The sequence below is a fragment of the Streptomyces albiaxialis genome (assembly GCF_039530985.1).
GTDB lineage: Bacteria > Actinomycetota > Actinomycetes > Streptomycetales > Streptomycetaceae > Streptomyces > Streptomyces albiaxialis.
The window spans coordinates 1-17012 of sequence record NZ_BAAAPE010000015.1 but is presented as its reverse complement, the minus strand read 5'-3'; the positions used below and the strand labels follow the sequence as shown (position 1 = coordinate 17012).

The following is a 17012-nucleotide window of genomic DNA, read 5'->3' as shown; positions in this document are numbered from 1 at the left end:
ACGCTACATATGACGGCAAACGTAACCCTCTGCCAAGTGCCTTGCAAGCGGCCTCATTTGGGCGAGGGGGCCCGCCCCTCAGGGCTGCGCAGGGGCTGCCCCTGGCTGCGCATCGCAGGCTGCGGCCGCCGTCGTGGCTTGTCGCGCAGTTCCCCGCGCCCCTGATCGGGCAAGCCCTGAAGTCTTGAACCGGTCGCGCCCACGCGGCGGAGCCGCATATCGACACAGCTCCGCGCCCCTGACGGGGCGGTTCGAGGAGTGCCCTAAGGGGCGCGGGGAACTGCGCGACCGGCCACGGCGCTGCGGCAGACTGCAACGCACCGCACGGGGCAGCCCCTGCCAGGCCCGCTCACTTGCGGGGCGCCGAGCTACACGCGGCGCGCGACGGCGGCGAAGCGCCCAAGCGAGAGCCCGAAGTAGGCCGCCGATGCGACCGTCAGCGTCGCGGGCACGGAGACCAGGGCCCAGTCCAGCGACTCGGGGTGGCCCAGACCCCGGTGGAGCACCATCACGACGAGCGCCGCGACCACGCACAGCACCCCGGCCAGGGCGGCGAACGTACCGGTGGCAAGGGTCTCCCCGCGCCGGGCGGCGGCCGCGCGGAGGCCGCGTCCGCCGCGCAGTCCGGAGACCGCCCCCGCGAGGCTCAGCACACAGCCGAAGGCGATCACGCCCAGCCCGGCCATCACCACGGGCGGCCGGTAACCCCACGGCCCCGCGGGCCCGCTCAGCAGCGCGTACGCCCAGGTGAACGCGAGCAGCGGCAGCGCGCACAGCGCGCGGGACGCGAGCCGCCCGGCGCTGAGCCGGAGCGTCGCGTCGTTGAACTCCCGGGCCAGCGCGCCCGGTTCGCCCCACTCCCGCACCGCGCGGCGCGCGGCCTCCTCGGGGTCGGGGGTGTCGTCGAGGTGGCACTCGGTGGCGCAGCGCAGCCCGTCCAGGACCTCGTCCACGATCTCCCGGCGCCGGGCACGGGGCCCGACGAGGCGCGCCGACAGACGCTCCGCGTACCGCCGCAGGGCGACGGGATCGGCTACGTCCTCAGGGTCGGTCACGTCTCGCTTCCCAGCACGCCGGAGATCACCGAGGAGACCTCCTGCCATGCCGTCCTCTTCGCGGCCAGCTCGCGGCGGCCCGCCGCCGTCAGCGAGTAGTTGCGGCGGCGCCTGCCGTTGGTCCGGGACCACTCGCTGCTCACCAGGCCCGCGGCCTCCAGGCGGTGGAGCGCCGGGTACACCGTCCCGGTGGGCAGATTGATCGTGTCCCGGCTGCGCCTCTTCAGCTCCTCGATGACCGCGTAGCCATGCAGGTCGCCGGGCTCCAGGACGGACAGAAGCATCCCTTCCAGGTTCCCTCTCAGGGTCTCCGCCTTCATACCCGGTCACACTACACATGGCGCTCCGGTACGGCGGTGGCGCTCACCGCGACGGCGGTGACGACGAGCCCGTCGCGCACCGCCCACCGGCCGTGGAAGCCGGTGAGCGCGCCGTGCCCCGGCACCAGCAGCCGGGCCGTGAACGCCCCGCACGGGGAACCGTTCGGGGAGCCCGGCGCAGCGCCGTTCGGGGAGCCCGGCGCAGCACCGTACGGGGAGCCGGGCGCAGCGCCGTTCGGGGAGCCCGGCGCAGCACCGTACGGGGAGCCGGGCGCGGCGCTCTCGTCCCTGAAGTCCAGCTCCGCGTCGGGGAAGCCGAGCCAGCGCCCCGTGAGCGGGAACCACGCCTTGTAGACCGCCTCCTTCGCGCTGAACAGCAGCCGGTCCCAGTGCACTTGGGGCCGTGCCGCCGCCAGTCGCGCGAGCCGCTCCGCCTCGCCGCCGACGGTGATGCCGCCCAGCACGCCCCTCGGCACGGGCCCGTTGGGCTCCGCGTCGATCCCGAGCGCCCGGACGTCGCCGCGACGCGCGACGGCCGCCGCGCGGTACCCGTCGCAGTGCGTGAGGCTGCCGAGCGTGCCCTCGGGCCACCCCGGCGCGCCCCGCCGTCCCGGCAGCAGCGGCCCCGGCGGCACGCCGAGCCGGGCCAGCGCGCGGCGGGCGCAGTGCCGCCCGGTGGCGAACTCGGCCCGCCGCTTGGGCACCGCCGCCGCCACGGTCTCCGCCTCCTCGGGGTACAGCTCGGCCCCCGTCACGTCGCCGCGCGCGGAGACCACCTCGACCTCCGGCGGCAGCAACTCCTCGATCACGGAACGGGCTCCCGCACCGGCGCCGGGAGGATCTGCCGCAGCCGCGGCGAGGGGTGCCGGGGCCGCTTCCACTCGCGCGGATAGCCGACCGAGACCTCCTCGAACGGCACCCCGTCGTGCCAGGTCGTCCGGGGGATGTGCAGATGCCCGTAGACGACGGCCGCAGCGTCGTACGTCACGTGCCAGCGGTCCGTCAGCTCGGTGCCGCACCAGAGCGCGAACTCGGGGTAGCGCAGCACGCGCGTGGGCTCGCGGACCAGCGGCCAGTGGTTGACGAGCACCGTCGGCAGCCCTTCCGGGCGGGCCGCGAGCCGCTCCTCGGTGGCCCGCACCCGCGCGCGGCACCAGGCGTCGCGGCTCGGGTACGGGTCGGGGTGCAGCATCATCTCGTCGGTGCAGACCACACCCGCCTCGTACGCCACGGCCAGCGCCTCCTTCGCGGTGTGCGTGCCCTCGGGCCGGAACGTGTAGTCGTACAGCAGAAAGAGCGGCGCGACCGTGACCGGGCCGCCGGGGCCCTCCCACACCGGGTACGGGTCCTCCGGGGTGGCGATGCCCAGTTCGCGGCAGAACCGCACCTGGCGCATGTAGCGCTCCTCGCCGCGCGACTGGTCCGGGTCGTCCCGGGGCGTCCACAGCTCGTGGTTGCCCGGCGTCCACACCACGCGCGCGAAGCGCCCGGCCAGCGTGCGCAGCGCCCACTTGATGTCGGCCATGGTCTCGCTGACGTCCCCGGCGACGATCAGCCAGTCGCCGGGGGACCCGGGCCGCAGGGTGTCGAGGAAGGCCTTGTTCTCCTCGAAGGCCACATGCAGATCGCTGATGGCGAGCAGCTTCGGGTCTCCCCGGTCTCCCGCGTGCCGGTCTCCCCCGAGCCCTGGTGACATCTCCCCCGTACCCCCTTCACGGCGACGGCGATTGGATCGCGTGTTCTCCCTCAGTGTCACCGATCACGCCGCCGGAGTCAGGGAGATCAAGGAGACCCCTGTGCGTCGCCCAGGGTCCGGGTGATCTGGTCGAGCCGCCGGAACCGGCCCTGGTCGTCGACGGTTCCGAAGAGATGGACCTCGGTGTCGATCTTCCGGCCCTTCCTGGTGACCGCGCGGATGACCATGCGGGCCGCCAGCCGGTCCCCGTCCGCGAGGGCCTCCAGCACCTCGTAGTGCCCGCTCTCCACCATCTTCCGCACGGGGCGCAGATGGGCGATCAGCTTCTCGCGGTCGATCACGATCCCGTCGCTGATCTGCACGAAGCCCGGGCTGAAGTACCGGTCCACGACCGCCCCGACGTCTCCGCCGTCCGCGTCGCAGGAGAGCGCCTCCTCATGGAACGAGGCGTAGAAGTCCTCCAGAAACCGGTCGGGCGGCGTGTCGGCGAAGCGGCTCATCGTGGTCCTTTCGGGGCGCGGAGATACGGGCGGCAATGGGGGCGATGGGGGGCGGCCGGGGGCCACGGGGACGACCGGGAGGGCGCGGTTCACGTCCGTCCGGCGAAGCCGTAGCCGAGGTCCTCGACGGCGGCGGCGACGGCCGCGTCGTCCAGCCCGTCCCCGGCCGTGACGGCGGCGCGCCCGGACGCGGCATCCACGTCCACCCGCACGACCCCGGGCACCCCGCCGATCGCCTCGCCGACGAACGTCTCGCAGTTCCCGCACACCATTCCGGTGATCCCGTACACGACGACCGTGCCGGGCGAGTCCGCAGCCTGCTCTGACGGCATTCAGTCCTCCTCAAGGCCTGTCGGGAAGATCCCTGTGCGTTCACGGTGCGCCGTACCGCTCACAGAACGCTGTCAGAGCGCTGGCACCATGGCCCCATGCGCGTGGGAGTGCTGGGACCGCTGCAGCTCCGGACCGACGGGAAGACCTCCGCGGTGGGAGGAGCGAGGCTCCGTGCCCTGCTGGCCAGGCTGGCCCTCGACGCGGGACGCCCCGTCGGGGTGGGCGCGCTCTGCGCCGCGGTGTGGCCCGAGGAGCCCGGCGGCCCGGACCGTACGCACGCGTTGCAGTCCCTCGTCAGCAGGCTGCGCCGCGCCCTCCCCGACGACGTGCCGCTCCGCCAGGGGCCCGGCGGGTACTGCCTCGACCTGCCGCGCGAGGACGTCGACGCGCACCGGTTCGCCGGCCTCGCCCGCCGGGGCGGACGCGCGCTCGGCGAGGGCCGGGCCGAGGAGGCGGCGGCGGAGCTGCGGGAGGCCCTCGCGCTGTGGCGGGGCGAGGCCCTCGCCGACGTGCCGGACACGGGCTCGGGCTTCACCGCGAGCGTCGTCGCACGGCTGGAGGAGCAGCGGCTGCGGGCCGTCGAGGACCGGATCGAGGCGGACCTCGTCCGGCGGGTGGAGCCCTCGGACCTCGTCGCCGAACTGGAGGCGGTCACCGCCTCCCACCCGCACCGCGAACGCCCGCGCGGCCTGCTGATGCGGGCGCTGCACGCGGACGGCCGCTCGGCCGAGGCGCTCGGCGTCTACGAACGGTTCCGCGCCCACCTCGCCGACCGGCTCGGCACCGACCCGTCCGAGGACCTGCGGCGCGTCCACCTCTCCGTCCTGCGCGGCGAGCCGCCGGTACGGACCGCGCCCCCGCCCGTCGCCGGTACGGCCGCCGCTCCGGCCCCGGACCCGACCCCGGCGCCCGCCCCTCCCCCGCGCGCCGCCCTCACCAGCTTCGTGGGGCGGGAGCGCGAACTCGACGCACTGGACGCCCAGTTGCGCGCCGGGCGGCTCGTGACGCTCGTCGGCGCGGGCGGTTCGGGCAAGACCCGGCTCGCGCTCGCCCTCGCCGCGCGGCTCGCCGGGGAGGGCCGCACCGTACGGACGGCGGAACTGGCGCCCCTGTCCGCGCCGCAGGACGTGCCCCGCGCGGTGGTCGCGACCCTCGGCCCACGCGGGGCCGGACCGGCCGGAGAGGAGGGTGCGGGGCCCGTCGACCGTATGGCCGAGGCGTTCTCGCTGACGGACACGCTGCTGGTCCTGGACAACTGCGAGCACCTCGTCGACGCGGTGGCACGGCTGGTGGACGAGCTGCTCGGCCGCTGCCCGCGCCTCCGCGTCCTGGCCACCAGCCAGGAGCCGCTGGGGATCCTGGGCGAGACGCTGCTGCCGGTCCCGCCGCTGGAGTGCCCGCCGCCCGGCAGCCCGGCCGAGTCGGTGACGGCCTCGCCCGCGGTCCGGCTCTTCGCCGACCGCGCCGCCGCCGTACGCCCGGGCTTCGCGGTCACCGCCGAGAACGCGGCGGCCGTCGCCGGGATCTGCCGCCGCCTCGACGGGCTTCCGCTCGCCCTCGAACTCGCGGCGGCGCGGCTCCGGCTGCTCTCCGTCGAGCAGCTCGCCGCCCGTCTCGGGGACCGCTTCGCGCTGCTGACCGGCGGCAGCCGTACCGCGCTCCCCCGGCACCGCACGCTCCGCGCCGTCGTCGCCTGGAGCTGGGACCTGCTGGACGAGGACACCCGGCACCTCGCGGCGGCCCTGGCCGTCTTCCCCGCCTCCTTCACGCTCGAAGCGGCGGAGGAGGTCGCGGAGGACGTCGCGGCGGAGGGCGCTGTCCCGGAGGACATCGCGGCGGACGGCGTCCTGGCGTGGGAGCGCGTCGCCGCGCTGGTCGACAAGTCGCTGCTCCAGACCGTGCCGTCCGCCGACGGCCTCGACGTCCGCTACCGCATGCTGGAGACCGTCCGCGCCTACGGGCTGGAGCAGCTCGCCGAACGCGGCCTGAGGGAACGCGCGGAGGCCGCGCACACGCGCTGCTTCCTCCGGCTGGCCGAGCACGCCGAGCCCCTGCTGCGCGGCCCGGAGCAGCTCCCCTGGCTGCGACGGCTGGCCGCCGACCGCGAGAACCTCGTCGCGGCCTTCCACCGCGCGCGGGCGACGGGCGACGCCGCGACGGCCGTACGGCTCGGGGCCGCCACGTCCTTCCTCTGGACGCTCACCGGCGAGCACGCGCGCGCCGTCGACCTGCTACGGGACGCGCTGACGCCGGACGGCGAGACACCTGCCGGCGCGCGCCGCGCGGCCACCGCTGGCCTGCTGCTGCACAGCGTGCTCGCGGGGCGTGCGGCCGAGACACGGGCGGAGCTGGACGAACTGCTGCGACGGCTCTCCGACGAACCGTCCCCGCCGTCCCCGAAGTCCCCACCGACCCCACCGACCCCACCGACCCCACCGTCCCCGCATCCGACGGAACCGCTGATCGAGCCGCTGGCGGCACTGATCGCGGGCGACACGGAACGGGGCCTGGCGGCGGCCGACCGTACGGGCGAGGCCGCGGGGGGCGCCTGGGCGCGCGGCATGCTGCTGCTGGTCCGCTCGTTCCTCCACAGCAACCGGGGTGACGGCGCCGGGGCGTGCCGCGAACTGCGTGCCGCCGCCGGGGAGTTCCGCGCCGCGCGGGAGCGATGGGGGCTGGTCACGGCGCTGACGCACGCCGCGTTCGCGCTGACCGCGCTCGGCGAGCCCGGCGCGGCCGTCGCCGCGCTGGAGGAGGCCATGGAGCCCGCCCGCCTGCTCGGCGGCCACGACCTGCAACGCGTCTGGCTGGCCACGGCCCGCGTCCGTACGGGCGGTACGGGCGGTACGGGCGGTACGGGCGGTACGGGCGCCCCGGACGCCCCCGGCGACACCGAGGCGGCGCGTGCCGAGTTGCTCGACGTGGCGACCGGCGCCTCCTCCGCGCGGTACGCGGGCCTGGCCCGGCTCGCGCTCGGCGACCTGGCGCGCCGGGCCGCCGACCTGCCGGAGGCCGAGCGGCAGTACGCGCTGGCGGAGGCGGCGTTCGCCCCGCGCCCCGGCCCCCGCCGTACGCCCGCGGTCGAGGCCGCCCCCACCGCCCTCCAGGCGCTCCACCGGGCGGTGACCGCCCGGCTGGCCGCGGCCAGGGGCGACGCGGCGGGCGCCGTACGCTGCCTGGGCGACGCGCTGGAGGGCGCGGTGGCCGCGTGGGACATGGTGCTCGTGGCGGAGACGGCGGTGAGCGCGGCCCAACTCCTCCATCTGCGCGGCGAGTTCACCGCCGCGTCCCGTCTCCTCGGCGCGGCGCACGCCCTGCGGGGCGCGGCCGACGCCGCGAACCCCGACGTCTCCGGCCCGGCGGACGCGCTCGCCGCCGAGCTGGGCCCCGCCGCCCACAAGGCCGCGTACGAGGACGGGCTCGCGCTCCCGGCACCCGAGGCCGTCACGGTGGTCGGCGAGGAACTGGCCCGCGTCCGCCGCGCCGACGGGTTCGCCCCGCCCGTTACGCCGCCCCCGGAACCCGGTCCAGGAACCCCTTCACGGAGATGATCCGGCCGTCCTCGGCGAGGGTGATGACATCGGACCCGGCGGCGGGCGAGGAGCCGTCGGCCGTGGAGACCAGGTCCCAGGTGAAACGGGCGATGTCGTGGTTGCCGTCGACCTCGCCGGTGTGCGCGAACTCGTGGCCGGGGAACTGCTCGCGTGCCGCCGTGATGGCCGCGGTCAGCGCCTCGTGGCCGCGCACGTCGGCCAGCGGGTCGGTGTAGCTGCCGTCCTCGGTCCACGCGGCGGCGACGGCCTTCGCGCGGCTCTCCGCGTCCGGGGCGTTCCAGGCGGCGAAGTAGCGCTCGACGGCGGCCTGGTAGGTGCTCGCGTCCATGGTCGTCTCCTCGTTCTCGTCGTTCGTCGTCATCGACTGCGGTCGTCCGCTGTCGTTCTCCGCTGTTCTTCGCTGTGCTGCGCTGTTCTGGGTACGACCTTGCCCGGAGCCGCCACCCCGGGTCGATTACCGGCGAGGTAAGGGCGGGGCCCGTCCCGGCTCTTGTTGCGGCCGTGACGGCCGCATAGCCTTCAGCCGCCACGTCCGCCCCGGGCCGAGGAGCGCGCATGGAAAGACCGTTGAGCACGGCCCCGTACGCCCGTACCGGCCGCCCCGCCGTGCTCGCCCTGCTGCTCGTACTGCTGGCCCCGATGCTCGCGCTGGGCCCCGGCCCCGTGGCCGCGTACGCGTCCTCGTCCTCGTCCTCGTCCGCGCAGCCGCGCGAGGCCGTTCCCGCGCTGCTCGGTGTCGAGGCCGACGACGGCGCACGCGTGACCCGCGCCGTGCGCGACGGGCGGCAGCTCGACCTGACGATCGACTCGCCCGCGCTGGGGCGCGAGGGCCACGCCCGCGTGCTGCTCCCGCCCGGCCGCGGCGCCGAGGCCCGTCCCGCACGTACCGGCGTCCCGTCCCTCTGGGTGCTGCACGGCTGCTGCGATCCCGGCAACGGCTGGGAGGCGTGGACGGACAGGACCGACATCGAGGAGGCGACGGCCCGCACCCGTGCCCTCGTCGTCCTCCCCGAGGGCGGGCCCGTCGGCTTCTACAGCGACTGGTGGAACGGCGGCGAGGGCGGGCCGCCCGCCTGGGAGACGTTCCACCTCACCGAGCTGCGCCAGATCCTCGAACGCGGGCTCGGCGCGGGCCCGCGCCGCGCCGTAGCGGGCCTCTCGATGGGCGGATACGGCGCGCTCGCGTACGCCGTGCGCCACCCCCGTATGTTCCGCGCCGCCGCGTCCTTCAGCGGACTCGGCGACACCCGCCTCGGCCGGTGGCTGGTCGACGACCTGCTGCCGCGTCACGGGCACGACCCGGACGCCGTATGGGGCGACCCCGTCGCCCAGCGGGACGTCTGGCGGGCGCACAACCCCGCCGAACTGGTCCGCCGACTGCCGCGCGGCTACCCGGTGTTCGTCGGCGCGGGCGACGGCACCCCCGGCCCGCTGGACCCGCCCGACGCGCGGCACGACGCGCTGGAGGCCCGGCTCCTCCCGTCGAGCGTCAGCTACGTCGAGGCCGCACGCGCCCGAGGCCTCCGCGTCACGGCCGACCTGTACGGCCCGGGCACGCACACCTGGCCGTACTGGGAGCGCGAGCTGCACCGGGCGCTGCCGATGCTGACGCGGGCGCTCACCCCCCGGAGCTGATCCGTTCCCCGCAGCGCCCCCACCGGCGGAAGGCGTGCCCGACCCGTCCTCGACCAGCCCCCTCCATCCTCCCGTCGGTACTGCCATGACCGCCATGACCGCCATGACGACGCCAGGGAGCGCGACGATGGGACACGCCCTCACCCTCAAACCCGGCACCGCGTGGTGCGACGCCTGGGCGCGCGCCCGGTCCGCCGTACCGGAGGCCGTGGCCGACGGCGGTCCCGCCGGGACCGGCGGAACCGGCGGCGGCAGCGCAGGGGCGGGCGACGACGTCCCCCGCGTCCGCAACCGCTGGGCGGACGCGTGGCACGCCGACGGCGACCCGCTCCCCGCCACCACCCCGGTCGACGGCACGCCGATCGCGGGCCCGCCCCGGCTGGACGCGGCCACCGCGCACCAGGCGGTCCGCGCGGCGCTCGACGCGCACCGCGCGTGGCGGCACGTGCCGCTGCCCGAGCGGCGCGCCCGCGTCAGCGCCGCGCTCGACGCCCTCGAAGCGCACCGCGAACTCCTCGCGCTGCTGCTCGTCTGGGAGATCGGCAAGCCCTGGAAGGCGGCCCAGCAGGACGTGGACCGCGCGATCGACGGCGTCCGCTGGTACGTCGAGCGCATCGGCCCGATGATGGACGGCCGCTCGCCGCTGCCCGGCCCGGTCAGCAACATCGCGAGCTGGAACTACCCGATGAGCGTGCTCGTCCACGCGATGCTCGTCCAGGCCCTCGCGGGCAACGCGGTCGTCGCCAAGACCCCGACCGACGGCGGCCTCGCCTGCCTCACCGTCGCCTGCGCGCTGTGCGTACGCGAGGGGCTCCCGTTCACCCTCGTCAGCGGCAGCGGCGGCGAGCTGTCGGAGGCGCTGGTACGGGCGCCGGAGATCGGCTGTGTCTCGTTCGTCGGCGGCCGGGACGCGGGCGCGCGCGTGGCCACGGCCGTCGCCGACCTCGGCAAGCGGCACATCCTGGAGCAGGAGGGCCTCAACTGCTGGGGCGTCTGGGAGTTCGGCGACTGGGACGCGCTGACGCCGCTGCTGCGCAAGACGTTCGACTACGCCAAGCAGCGCTGCACGGCCTACCCGCGCTTCGTCGTGCAGCGCACCCTGTTCGCGGACTTCCTCGCCGCGTACCTCCCGGCCGTACGGTCGCTGCGCTTCGGCCACCCGCTGGCGGTCGCCGCGCCCGGCGACCCGCTTCCCGAGCTGGACTTCGGGCCGCTGATCAACGCGGGCAAGGCGCGCGAGCTGGCCGACCTGACGGCCGACGCGATCGGACGGGGCGCGGTGCCGCTGCACCGCGGGATGCTCGCCGACGGCCGCTTCCTGCCCGGCCAGGACACCTCCGCGTACCTCCCGCCGACCACCCTGCTGGGCCCGCCCCCGTCCTCGCCGCTGCACCACGCGGAGCCGTTCGGCCCGGTGGACACGATCGTCCTCGCCGACACCGAGGCCGAGCTGCTCGCCGCGATGAACGCGAGCAACGGCGCCCTGGTCGCCACCCTCTCCACGGACGACCAGGGGCTCTACGACCGCCTGGCGCCGCAAGTCCGCGCGTTCAAGACCGGCCACGGCAAGCCCCGTTCGAGGGGCGACCGCGACGAGCTGTTCGGCGGCTTCGGCGGCTCCTGGCGCGGCGCCTTCGTCGGCGGCGAGCTCCTGGTCCGCGCCGTCACCGAGGGCCCGGCGGACGAACGGCTGCCGGGCAACTTCCCGGACTACCGCCTCCAGCCGGAGGGGGAACGGGAACGACGAGCGGCCTGACGCGAGCCTCAGTCGCGGCGGGCAGCGGGGCCGGGACCGGCTTCTGGCGCGTCGAGGGCGTCGAGGGCGTCGAGCACCGCCTCTCCGTGCGCCTGCGCCCACTCGGTCAGCGCGCGGATCGGATCGGTCAGCGTCGCCCCGAGGGGCGTGAGTTCGTACTCGACGCGGGGCGGCGCCTCGGCGTAGGCGCGGCGGTGGACGAGCCCGTGGGCCTCCAGCCGCCGGAGCGTCTGGGTGAGCATCTTGCGGGAGACGCCGCCGATCAGCTCGATCAGCTCGCCGTGGCGGACCGGCCCCCTGCTGAGGCCGGCGAGCACGACCACCGTCCACTTGTCGGCGATCAGCTCGACCGCCAGCCGTGCCGGGCAGTCGGCGAGAAAGGGGTCGCCGGGACCGAAACCGCTCATGACACCAAAGGTACCTGTGGGTTCCTGTCGGAAATCTAGCCTGAGTCTCTCCCGCTTCCCCTCCCACCAGGAGAGACATGCGCATCATCACCCAGCAGACGCTCGGCGGTCCCGAGGTGCTCACCCTCGTGGACGCGCCCGAGCCCCGGCCCCTCCCGACCGAGGTCCTCGTCCGCGTCGAGGCGATCGGGCTGAACCCACTGGAGGCGCGCCTGCGCGCGGGCGAGTTCCCGCTGATAGGAGAGCCCCCGTTCACGCTCGGCTGGGACATCAGCGGCGTGGTCGAGGAGGCGTCGGGGACATGGCGGTTCCGGCCCGGCGACGAGGTGTTCGGGATGCCGCTGTTCCCGAGGGCGGCGCACGCGTACGCCGAAGCCGTGGCGGCGCCCGCCCTGCACCTGGCACGCAAGCCGGCGTCGCTCTCGCACGTCGAGGCCGCGGCGCTGCCGGTCGCCGGGCTGACGGCGTGGCAGGGCCTCGTCGACCTCGGCGGCGTGACCAAGGGAGACCGCGTCCTGATCCACGGCGGTGGCGGCGGGGTCGGCCATGTCGCGATCCAGATCGCGAAGGCGCGCGGCGCGTACGTGTTCACGACCGCGAGCGGCAGCAAGCGGACGTTCGCCGAGGGGTTCGGCGCCGACGAGGTGATCGACTACACGGCGGTCGACTTCGCCGAGGCGGTCCGCGACATCGACCTCGTGCTCGACACGATCGGCGGCGACACCGCCGAACGGTCGCTCGCGGTGCTCCGCCCCGGCGGTCACCTGGTGACGGCGGTCGCCGAGGAGGACACGGAGCTGATCGCCGCGTACGAGGCGGCCGGCATGCGCTTCAGCGGCATCGCGGTCGACCCCGACCCGGTCGCCCTGCGCGGCCTGGCCGAACTCGTCGAACAGGGCCGGCTCCGGGTCCACGTACAGGAGACGTTCCCGTTCGCGCGCGTAGCCGACGCACACCGGCTGCTCGACGCGGGCCACCTCCGGGGCAAGCTGGTCCTGACGGTCGGGGGAACGGGGAGCGGGGGACGGGGAACGGGGAGGAGCCGGAGGAGGGCTACCCGATCCCCTGCCGATCGGCGGTGAGCGCGAACTCCCGCTCCGTGGTGTCGGGCACATCCCGCTCCATGGCGTGCTCCAGCAGCTCGCGCTGGCGCAGCAGCGGCTCGCGCCGCTCCTCGGGGGCGAGCTCGACCAGGTCCTCCAGGGCCGCGCGGAGCCGCCGGGTGACCTGCGGCTGCCGCGTGGCCACGCCCCGGATCTCCGTGAAGCCGAGCTTGACCAGGTCCTCCCACCGGGGCAGGTCCTGCACCAGGCGCGGCGCCCCGGCCCGGTCGGTGTGCAGCAGCAGCCCGAGCGGCCTGCCCGCGGCCTCGGCGAGGAACTGCTGGACGCGGTCGACGCACTGCACGGCCGTCGTCGGATCGTTGACGGCGGGCGAGAGCGCGCGCAGCGCGATGTCCACGAGCTGCCGCAGCCCGAACCCGAGGTCCTGGTGAAAGGTCCGCTCGACCCCCGTACTGAGCGCGGCGTCGAACGCCCTCTCGGCCCGCCGCCGCCTCCCCGGCCGCCGCCACTCCCCGTACACCGCGATCACGGGCGTACCCGGCACGAGAAAGTCCCCGATCCGCGGCAGCAGGTGCACGACGACCCCCTGCGCCGAGGCCACCCGCACGAGCCGCGCCACATGCACGTCCCGCAGCACCCCGGCCCGCCCCCGGTGCACGAGCGTGGCGCTCCGCTCCCCCACGTGCTCGATCACGTACGGCCGCGCGGGCAGCACCAGCAGCCGCCCCGCCTCCCGCGAGATCCGGTCGACGACATGGCTGACGCGCATCAGCGACATCGTGGCGCTCACATAGCCGATGAAGAGCCCCAGAGCGGCGATGACCAGCAGAAACGCCACGGCGATCGTCACGAACGGCACGCTGCTCACCCGCTCCGGATCCGAGGACTCCGGATACTGGAGCTGCACCAGCAGCGAGAACACGAACGTCGCCAGGAACACCGCGAACGTCCCCTTGGTCACCCGGCTCCGCACGTACAGCCGCAGCACCCGCTGCGACCACTGGCTCGACACCATCTGCAGCGCGACGAGCGAGATCGAGAACACGACCCCCACCAGCGTCAGCACGGACGACCCGATCATGGCCACGATCGACTTCGCGGTGTCCGCGAAATGGATCATGTCGCGCAGCGACCCGTAGTCCCGCTCCCGCTGGAGCCGCTCGACGTACACGTCGTCGACGAGAGCACACCCCAGAGCCAGCACCACGGCCCCCACCAGCCCGGCCACGGGCGCGAACCAGAACGTGTCCCGCAGATGCTCCCGCAACGGCGACAACGGCCGAGGCCGCCGCAGCGCCACCTGAGCCCGCACTCCCGGACCGACATTCCGCACCGAATCAACCACAAACGGACTCTACGTCGGAAAACCCTGGGGAGAAGCACTCCAAACCCTTGGTATCGTTACCTGTGTCGCCGCGCCCCACAGGGGCCCAAGGCGACAGCCCAAGTCCGGGTGGCGGAATGGCAGACGCGCTAGCTTGAGGTGCTAGTGCCCTTTATCGGGCGTGGGGGTTCAAGTCCCCCCTCGGACACTTGACGGAAAGCCTCTCTGAGCAGCGGGAACGCTGCCGGAGGGGCTTTTTCGTGCCCGGAAGTGGGCACCGGGTGGGCACGAGCACCATCACCGACCCTGCGCACCGTGCTGTGCATGGCATACGTCGAAGATCACTTCAACGGCACCCGGTGCAGCACGCGTATCCGATAGGCCCTGTCGGTCCTTTGGAGTTCCACCACTTCGACGGTGCTCACGTCGAGGGCCACAGGAGCCGATTGCCGAAGCGTGGTGGCCACTTCGACCACGGGTGCGGCCGGTCGCTCACGGTTGTTGTACGCCACCCCCATATGCGGGCGGAATCCACCGGTCGGCTTGCCGCCGGGCGCCCCGACCGAGGTGTTGATCTCTGTCAGGGCGGCGTGGAGGCGGACCAGGGGCGCCCACGGCGTGAGCGAGAGGCGAAGGGCTCCTCGTGACCCCGCAAGGGCATGCGCGTGAAGTCGGAACGGCGGCTCGGTGCCCTTGGCCACGTGTTCGGCCAAGACGTCGATGTCCGAGGGAGACACCTTCGACGCGTCTCCGATCCGGGCGAGGGTGACGTGACCCGGAGCACCGGGGTGGCACTGTTACGTCCAGTTGACCGCTCAAGGGTCAACTAAGAATTTGCGCGAGTCGCCTTCCCTCCCGAAGCAGTTTCGCCAAGGCATAGCCCGAAGAGCTGATAGTTCTCCGCAAAAGGAAGAAGGAGCTCTTGTTGAGAGTCACCTCCGATTCTTCCAGAGAAGCAGGAGAGCCACTCCAAGCGGGAGAAGAATGCATCCTGCAGCCACCGAGACGAGCAGTTTCCACGGGCCGGATGGATATTCCGTAAGCGCGAACGGGACCACGAGGCCCCCGATGACCATGCCCACCAGGAGGAGCCTAAATACTCGCTCCTGGACGTCAGGATACTTCGGGGACTTACTCCGGAAATAAACCCAAATGCCGACAAGAACGACGAGTGCGCCGACGAAGGACAACCTTGTAAACTCATCGCTGTACGGTCGCCACTGAACCGCCAGAAAAAGTGTGGAGGTTGTCACCCTCCCCCCCTCGCGTCACACCAATGATCCTGCCATCGACAAAGGGCCACCCAGCCGATCCCGCAGCATACGACTTTCGACCTGCCACAGCTACCGCACGCACAGGTCACCCTCGTGGAGCTATCGGCGATTCCTGCGGGCGTGAACCATGAAGAAGGCACCGCACACAATAAAAATCACAGAAATGGAGGAATAGAGAACCACGGCACGAGTGGAGTCATTTCCCGGGACCGCGACGATCGGCAACAAAAATCCAAGGATGGTTACGGCCATGCCCCAGCGAAATACGTGCTTCCTCGATTTCTCATCAAGCGGCTTCACTAATCACCAGATCCTTACCCAAATATGACCCTTGGGGCGCCCACTTGTGACGCCCCAAGGCCAAGAGACCTAAGCTGCCTACTTGGTGGCTTCGTAGGCGGCAGTTCCTGCAGCAGCCCTATGGCGACACAGAACGGTGTGGCTGGCACTGTTCCCGTTCCCCCGGTAACCACGGTGGCTCCTCCCTCACATATTCCCGTGATTCCAGCGCCGACAATTAGGCTGGCGAAATTTGCTCGCAGGCCCTTCATGTCCCCGGTGAAGAACGAGCCTACTGTTCCAGCCCATGACCCTGCGTCGAAAATCTTGCCGAGACCTCCCCAAAGCCCGCTGGGATCAATGACGTTGGTGGGGTCACCGGACGCGTACAGGTACGGGTTGGCCTCCAGACCTGAGGGGTCGGGTTGGGTGAAGCGGCCGGTGCGGGTGTCGTAGTAGCGAGCCGCGTTGTGGTAGAGCTGCGTCGGGTCCTGGTAGCTGCCGCGAAGCGGTAGGGCTGGGGGCCTTCTCCGTCGGAACGGTGACGCCACGGGGGCTGTAGTAGTAGGTGTTGACCTTCTCGCCCTGGTCGTTGACGACGGCTTCGGTGGAGCCGAGGGCGTCGGTGAGGTAGTAGTAGCTCTTTCCTTCCGTGCGGAAGGAATTGAGGGTGCCGCCGACCTCGCGGGTGAAGGTCATGTCCACTCCGCCGGTGGTCTGGGCGAAGAGGCCGAGCGGGCCGTGGTGCAGGGCGGTGTCGCCGAACTGGACGCGTTCGGAGTTGTCCGTGCTGGCGTACTTGACCTGGAACTCCTTCCCGCCCTGAGTCAGCGCGGTGTTCTGGGAAAAGTCGATCCACTTGCTGTCAGTACGCGCTGCCTGCCGTCGGGGGCATACCTTGTCATAGCAGCGCAGGCAACTTTCCTTCACCATCGGCGCTGTATTCACTTTTCACGAAACCGCTGCCGGGCCATAAGACCGGCCATCGCGGCGCCGCTGCAGAGGATTCCGACCATTGCCAGTCGCGCCACCGCAGCCCAATCCGGCTTGTCACGGTATACGAGGATACTGAAAGCAACAGGCGCCAGCACGACAATGAAGGAGAAGACCAGTGCTCCCTCATACACCCTCCAAACGAGGGAAGGGCGTTCGCCGATATGACGGTCTTCGGAGCGAAATATCCTTTCCCTAAGATATCGAAAGGCGGCAATCGAGAACAGAAGGGAAACAGCGAGCAGTGGCCAGATTACCCATCCCGGGTAGTTCCAATTGACGGCGATCACCAGGGATGCCCAACAAAAGACAGGAGTTCCTAAATTCCAGGCACGGTCTCGCATCATGTCAAATTACTCCTGCCTTCTGCGTGCCACCTGCTGTTCAGCTTTTCCTATGGAATCCCGCTCCGGCTGCTCAAGGATGTCCTTGAGCAGCCGGAGCGAACTGCGTTATCGCCTCCCCTGACTACCCCATGTGGCGAACTTTCCCAAGCCTGTCAGAGCCACACCGGCAGTTCCATTCGTGGCGCACGCCTTGCCTCTGTCGGCCCATGAGGAGTCGTTGTAGGACTCTTCAACGATGCCCCATGCGCACCCGCCGACCGCAGCCCCCAGGTACGGATTGCCCGTGACGGTGGTGACTGTAGCGGCGATCGCGGTTCCAACGGTGGCTCCGACAACCGAACCAATACTCCAGTGCCCTGAGGGGTCAACACGGTTGGTGGGGTCACCAGACGCATAGAGGTAGGGGTTGGCTTCCAGACCTGAGGGGTCGGGTTGGGTGAAGCGGCCGGTGCGGGTGTCGTAGTAGCGGGCGGCG

The 17012-nt window shown here is 72.5% G+C and carries 17 protein-coding genes, 1 tRNA gene and 1 pseudogene; 5 read left to right on the top strand and 14 right to left on the bottom strand.

The window, feature by feature from the left end; translation table 11 throughout:
* Positions 1–368 precede the first annotated feature (368 nt).
* The 6 genes from ABD343_RS29320 to ABD343_RS29295 form a co-directional block, all read right to left on the bottom strand.
* Positions 369–1055 (bottom strand): permease prefix domain 1-containing protein, encoded by a 687-nt coding sequence (locus tag ABD343_RS29320; RefSeq protein ID WP_344532416.1) that lies wholly within the window; start codon positions 1053–1055, stop codon positions 369–371.
* Complete coding sequence (locus tag ABD343_RS29315; protein ID WP_344532415.1) at positions 1052–1339, bottom strand: PadR family transcriptional regulator; 288 nt, start codon at positions 1337–1339, stop codon at positions 1052–1054. Before ABD343_RS29315 ends, ABD343_RS29320 begins: the two co-directional genes overlap by 4 nt.
* A gap of 47 nt (positions 1340–1386) precedes the next feature.
* The gene (locus tag ABD343_RS29310) at positions 1387–2184 is read right to left on the bottom strand and encodes a 4'-phosphopantetheinyl transferase family protein (RefSeq protein WP_344532414.1); all 798 of its coding nucleotides are present in this window, start codon (positions 2182–2184) and stop codon (positions 1387–1389) included.
* Entirely contained in the window at positions 2181–3071 is an 891-nt protein-coding gene (locus ABD343_RS29305) for a metallophosphoesterase family protein (RefSeq protein WP_344532413.1), read from the bottom strand. Before ABD343_RS29305 ends, ABD343_RS29310 begins: the two co-directional genes overlap by 4 nt.
* Positions 3072–3157: 86 nt before the next feature.
* Entirely contained in the window at positions 3158–3571 is a 414-nt protein-coding gene (locus ABD343_RS29300) for a nuclear transport factor 2 family protein (RefSeq protein WP_344532412.1), read from the bottom strand.
* An 89-nt stretch (positions 3572–3660) separates the two neighbouring features.
* On the bottom strand, positions 3661–3903 hold the full coding sequence (locus ABD343_RS29295; RefSeq protein WP_344532411.1) for a cation transporter: 243 nt from the start codon (positions 3901–3903) through the stop codon (positions 3661–3663).
* A 96-nt stretch (positions 3904–3999) separates the two neighbouring features.
* Here ABD343_RS29295 and ABD343_RS29290 point away from each other — a divergent pair, with 96 nt between their 5' ends.
* Entirely contained in the window at positions 4000–7455 is a 3456-nt protein-coding gene (locus tag ABD343_RS29290) for an AfsR/SARP family transcriptional regulator (protein WP_344532410.1), read from the top strand.
* On the opposite strand, the gene ABD343_RS29285 is transcribed toward ABD343_RS29290, so the two are convergent.
* Positions 7409–7819, bottom strand: a complete 411-nt coding sequence (locus tag ABD343_RS29285) for a nuclear transport factor 2 family protein (RefSeq protein WP_344532409.1) — start codon at positions 7817–7819, stop codon at positions 7409–7411. The genes ABD343_RS29290 and ABD343_RS29285 overlap by 47 nt on opposite strands.
* 194 nt (positions 7820–8013) lie before the next feature.
* Here ABD343_RS29285 and ABD343_RS29280 point away from each other — a divergent pair, with 194 nt between their 5' ends.
* Both ABD343_RS29280 and ABD343_RS29275 read left to right on the top strand, forming a co-directional pair.
* Positions 8014–9093, top strand: coding sequence for an alpha/beta hydrolase (locus ABD343_RS29280; RefSeq protein WP_344532408.1), 1080 nt, complete (start codon positions 8014–8016; stop codon positions 9091–9093).
* A 127-nt stretch (positions 9094–9220) separates the two neighbouring features.
* Entirely contained in the window at positions 9221–10849 is a 1629-nt protein-coding gene (locus ABD343_RS29275) for an aldehyde dehydrogenase family protein (RefSeq protein ID WP_344533091.1), read from the top strand.
* An 8-nt stretch (positions 10850–10857) separates the two neighbouring features.
* Here the strand turns inward: ABD343_RS29275 and ABD343_RS29270 are convergent, their stop codons facing one another.
* Entirely contained in the window at positions 10858–11256 is a 399-nt protein-coding gene (locus ABD343_RS29270; protein WP_344532407.1) for a winged helix-turn-helix transcriptional regulator, read from the bottom strand.
* Between the two features lie 77 nt (positions 11257–11333).
* Between ABD343_RS29270 and ABD343_RS29265 the strand changes: the two genes are divergently transcribed.
* Positions 11334–12338, top strand: coding sequence for an NADP-dependent oxidoreductase (locus ABD343_RS29265; RefSeq protein WP_425578310.1), 1005 nt, complete (start codon positions 11334–11336; stop codon positions 12336–12338).
* Here ABD343_RS29265 and ABD343_RS29260 read toward each other — a convergent pair.
* Positions 12310–13596 (bottom strand): DUF2254 domain-containing protein, encoded by a 1287-nt coding sequence (locus tag ABD343_RS29260; protein WP_344532406.1) that lies wholly within the window; start codon positions 13594–13596, stop codon positions 12310–12312. The two genes, ABD343_RS29265 and ABD343_RS29260, sit on opposite strands and share 29 nt — an antisense overlap.
* 171 nt (positions 13597–13767) lie before the next feature.
* Here ABD343_RS29260 and ABD343_RS29255 point away from each other — a divergent pair.
* Positions 13768–13852, top strand: a tRNA-Leu gene (locus tag ABD343_RS29255).
* A gap of 133 nt (positions 13853–13985) precedes the next feature.
* On the opposite strand, the pseudogene ABD343_RS29250 reads toward ABD343_RS29255, so the two are convergent.
* The 5 genes and pseudogenes from ABD343_RS29250 to ABD343_RS29230 all read right to left on the bottom strand — a co-directional run.
* Positions 13986–14420: pseudogene (locus ABD343_RS29250) on the bottom strand (2'-5' RNA ligase family protein); the annotation flags it as partial.
* Between the two features lie 156 nt (positions 14421–14576).
* Complete coding sequence (locus ABD343_RS29245; protein ID WP_344532405.1) at positions 14577–14897, bottom strand: hypothetical protein; 321 nt, start codon at positions 14895–14897, stop codon at positions 14577–14579.
* A 335-nt stretch (positions 14898–15232) separates the two neighbouring features.
* Positions 15233–15748, bottom strand: a complete 516-nt coding sequence (locus ABD343_RS29240; protein WP_344532404.1) for an RHS repeat-associated core domain-containing protein — start codon at positions 15746–15748, stop codon at positions 15233–15235.
* Between the two features lie 393 nt (positions 15749–16141).
* Positions 16142–16537 (bottom strand): hypothetical protein, encoded by a 396-nt coding sequence (locus tag ABD343_RS29235; protein WP_344532403.1) that lies wholly within the window; start codon positions 16535–16537, stop codon positions 16142–16144.
* A 105-nt stretch (positions 16538–16642) separates the two neighbouring features.
* On the bottom strand, positions 16643–17012 hold a 370-nt coding region (locus ABD343_RS29230), incomplete at its 5' end, for an RHS repeat-associated core domain-containing protein (protein ID WP_344532402.1).

Excerpts from the sequence above, each read along its gene's own strand:
- ABD343_RS29315 (WP_344532415.1), bottom strand. The coding sequence starts at position 1,339 with ATGCTTCTGTCCGTCCTGGAGCCCGGCGACCTGCATGGCTACGCGGTC.
- ABD343_RS29305 (WP_344532413.1), bottom strand. The coding sequence starts at position 3,071 with ATGTCACCAGGGCTCGGGGGAGACCGGCACGCGGGAGACCGGGGAGAC.
- ABD343_RS29300 (WP_344532412.1), bottom strand. The coding sequence starts at position 3,571 with ATGAGCCGCTTCGCCGACACGCCGCCCGACCGGTTTCTGGAGGACTTC.
- ABD343_RS29295 (WP_344532411.1), bottom strand. The coding sequence starts at position 3,903 with ATGCCGTCAGAGCAGGCTGCGGACTCGCCCGGCACGGTCGTCGTGTAC.
- ABD343_RS29290 (WP_344532410.1), top strand. The coding sequence starts at position 4,000 with ATGCGCGTGGGAGTGCTGGGACCGCTGCAGCTCCGGACCGACGGGAAG.
- ABD343_RS29285 (WP_344532409.1), bottom strand. The coding sequence starts at position 7,819 with ATGACGACGAACGACGAGAACGAGGAGACGACCATGGACGCGAGCACC.
- ABD343_RS29280 (WP_344532408.1), top strand. The coding sequence starts at position 8,014 with ATGGAAAGACCGTTGAGCACGGCCCCGTACGCCCGTACCGGCCGCCCC.
- ABD343_RS29275 (WP_344533091.1), top strand. The coding sequence starts at position 9,221 with ATGGGACACGCCCTCACCCTCAAACCCGGCACCGCGTGGTGCGACGCC.
- ABD343_RS29270 (WP_344532407.1), bottom strand. The coding sequence starts at position 11,256 with ATGAGCGGTTTCGGTCCCGGCGACCCCTTTCTCGCCGACTGCCCGGCA.
- ABD343_RS29265 (WP_425578310.1), top strand. The coding sequence starts at position 11,334 with ATGCGCATCATCACCCAGCAGACGCTCGGCGGTCCCGAGGTGCTCACC.
- ABD343_RS29235 (WP_344532403.1), bottom strand. The coding sequence starts at position 16,537 with ATGATGCGAGACCGTGCCTGGAATTTAGGAACTCCTGTCTTTTGTTGG.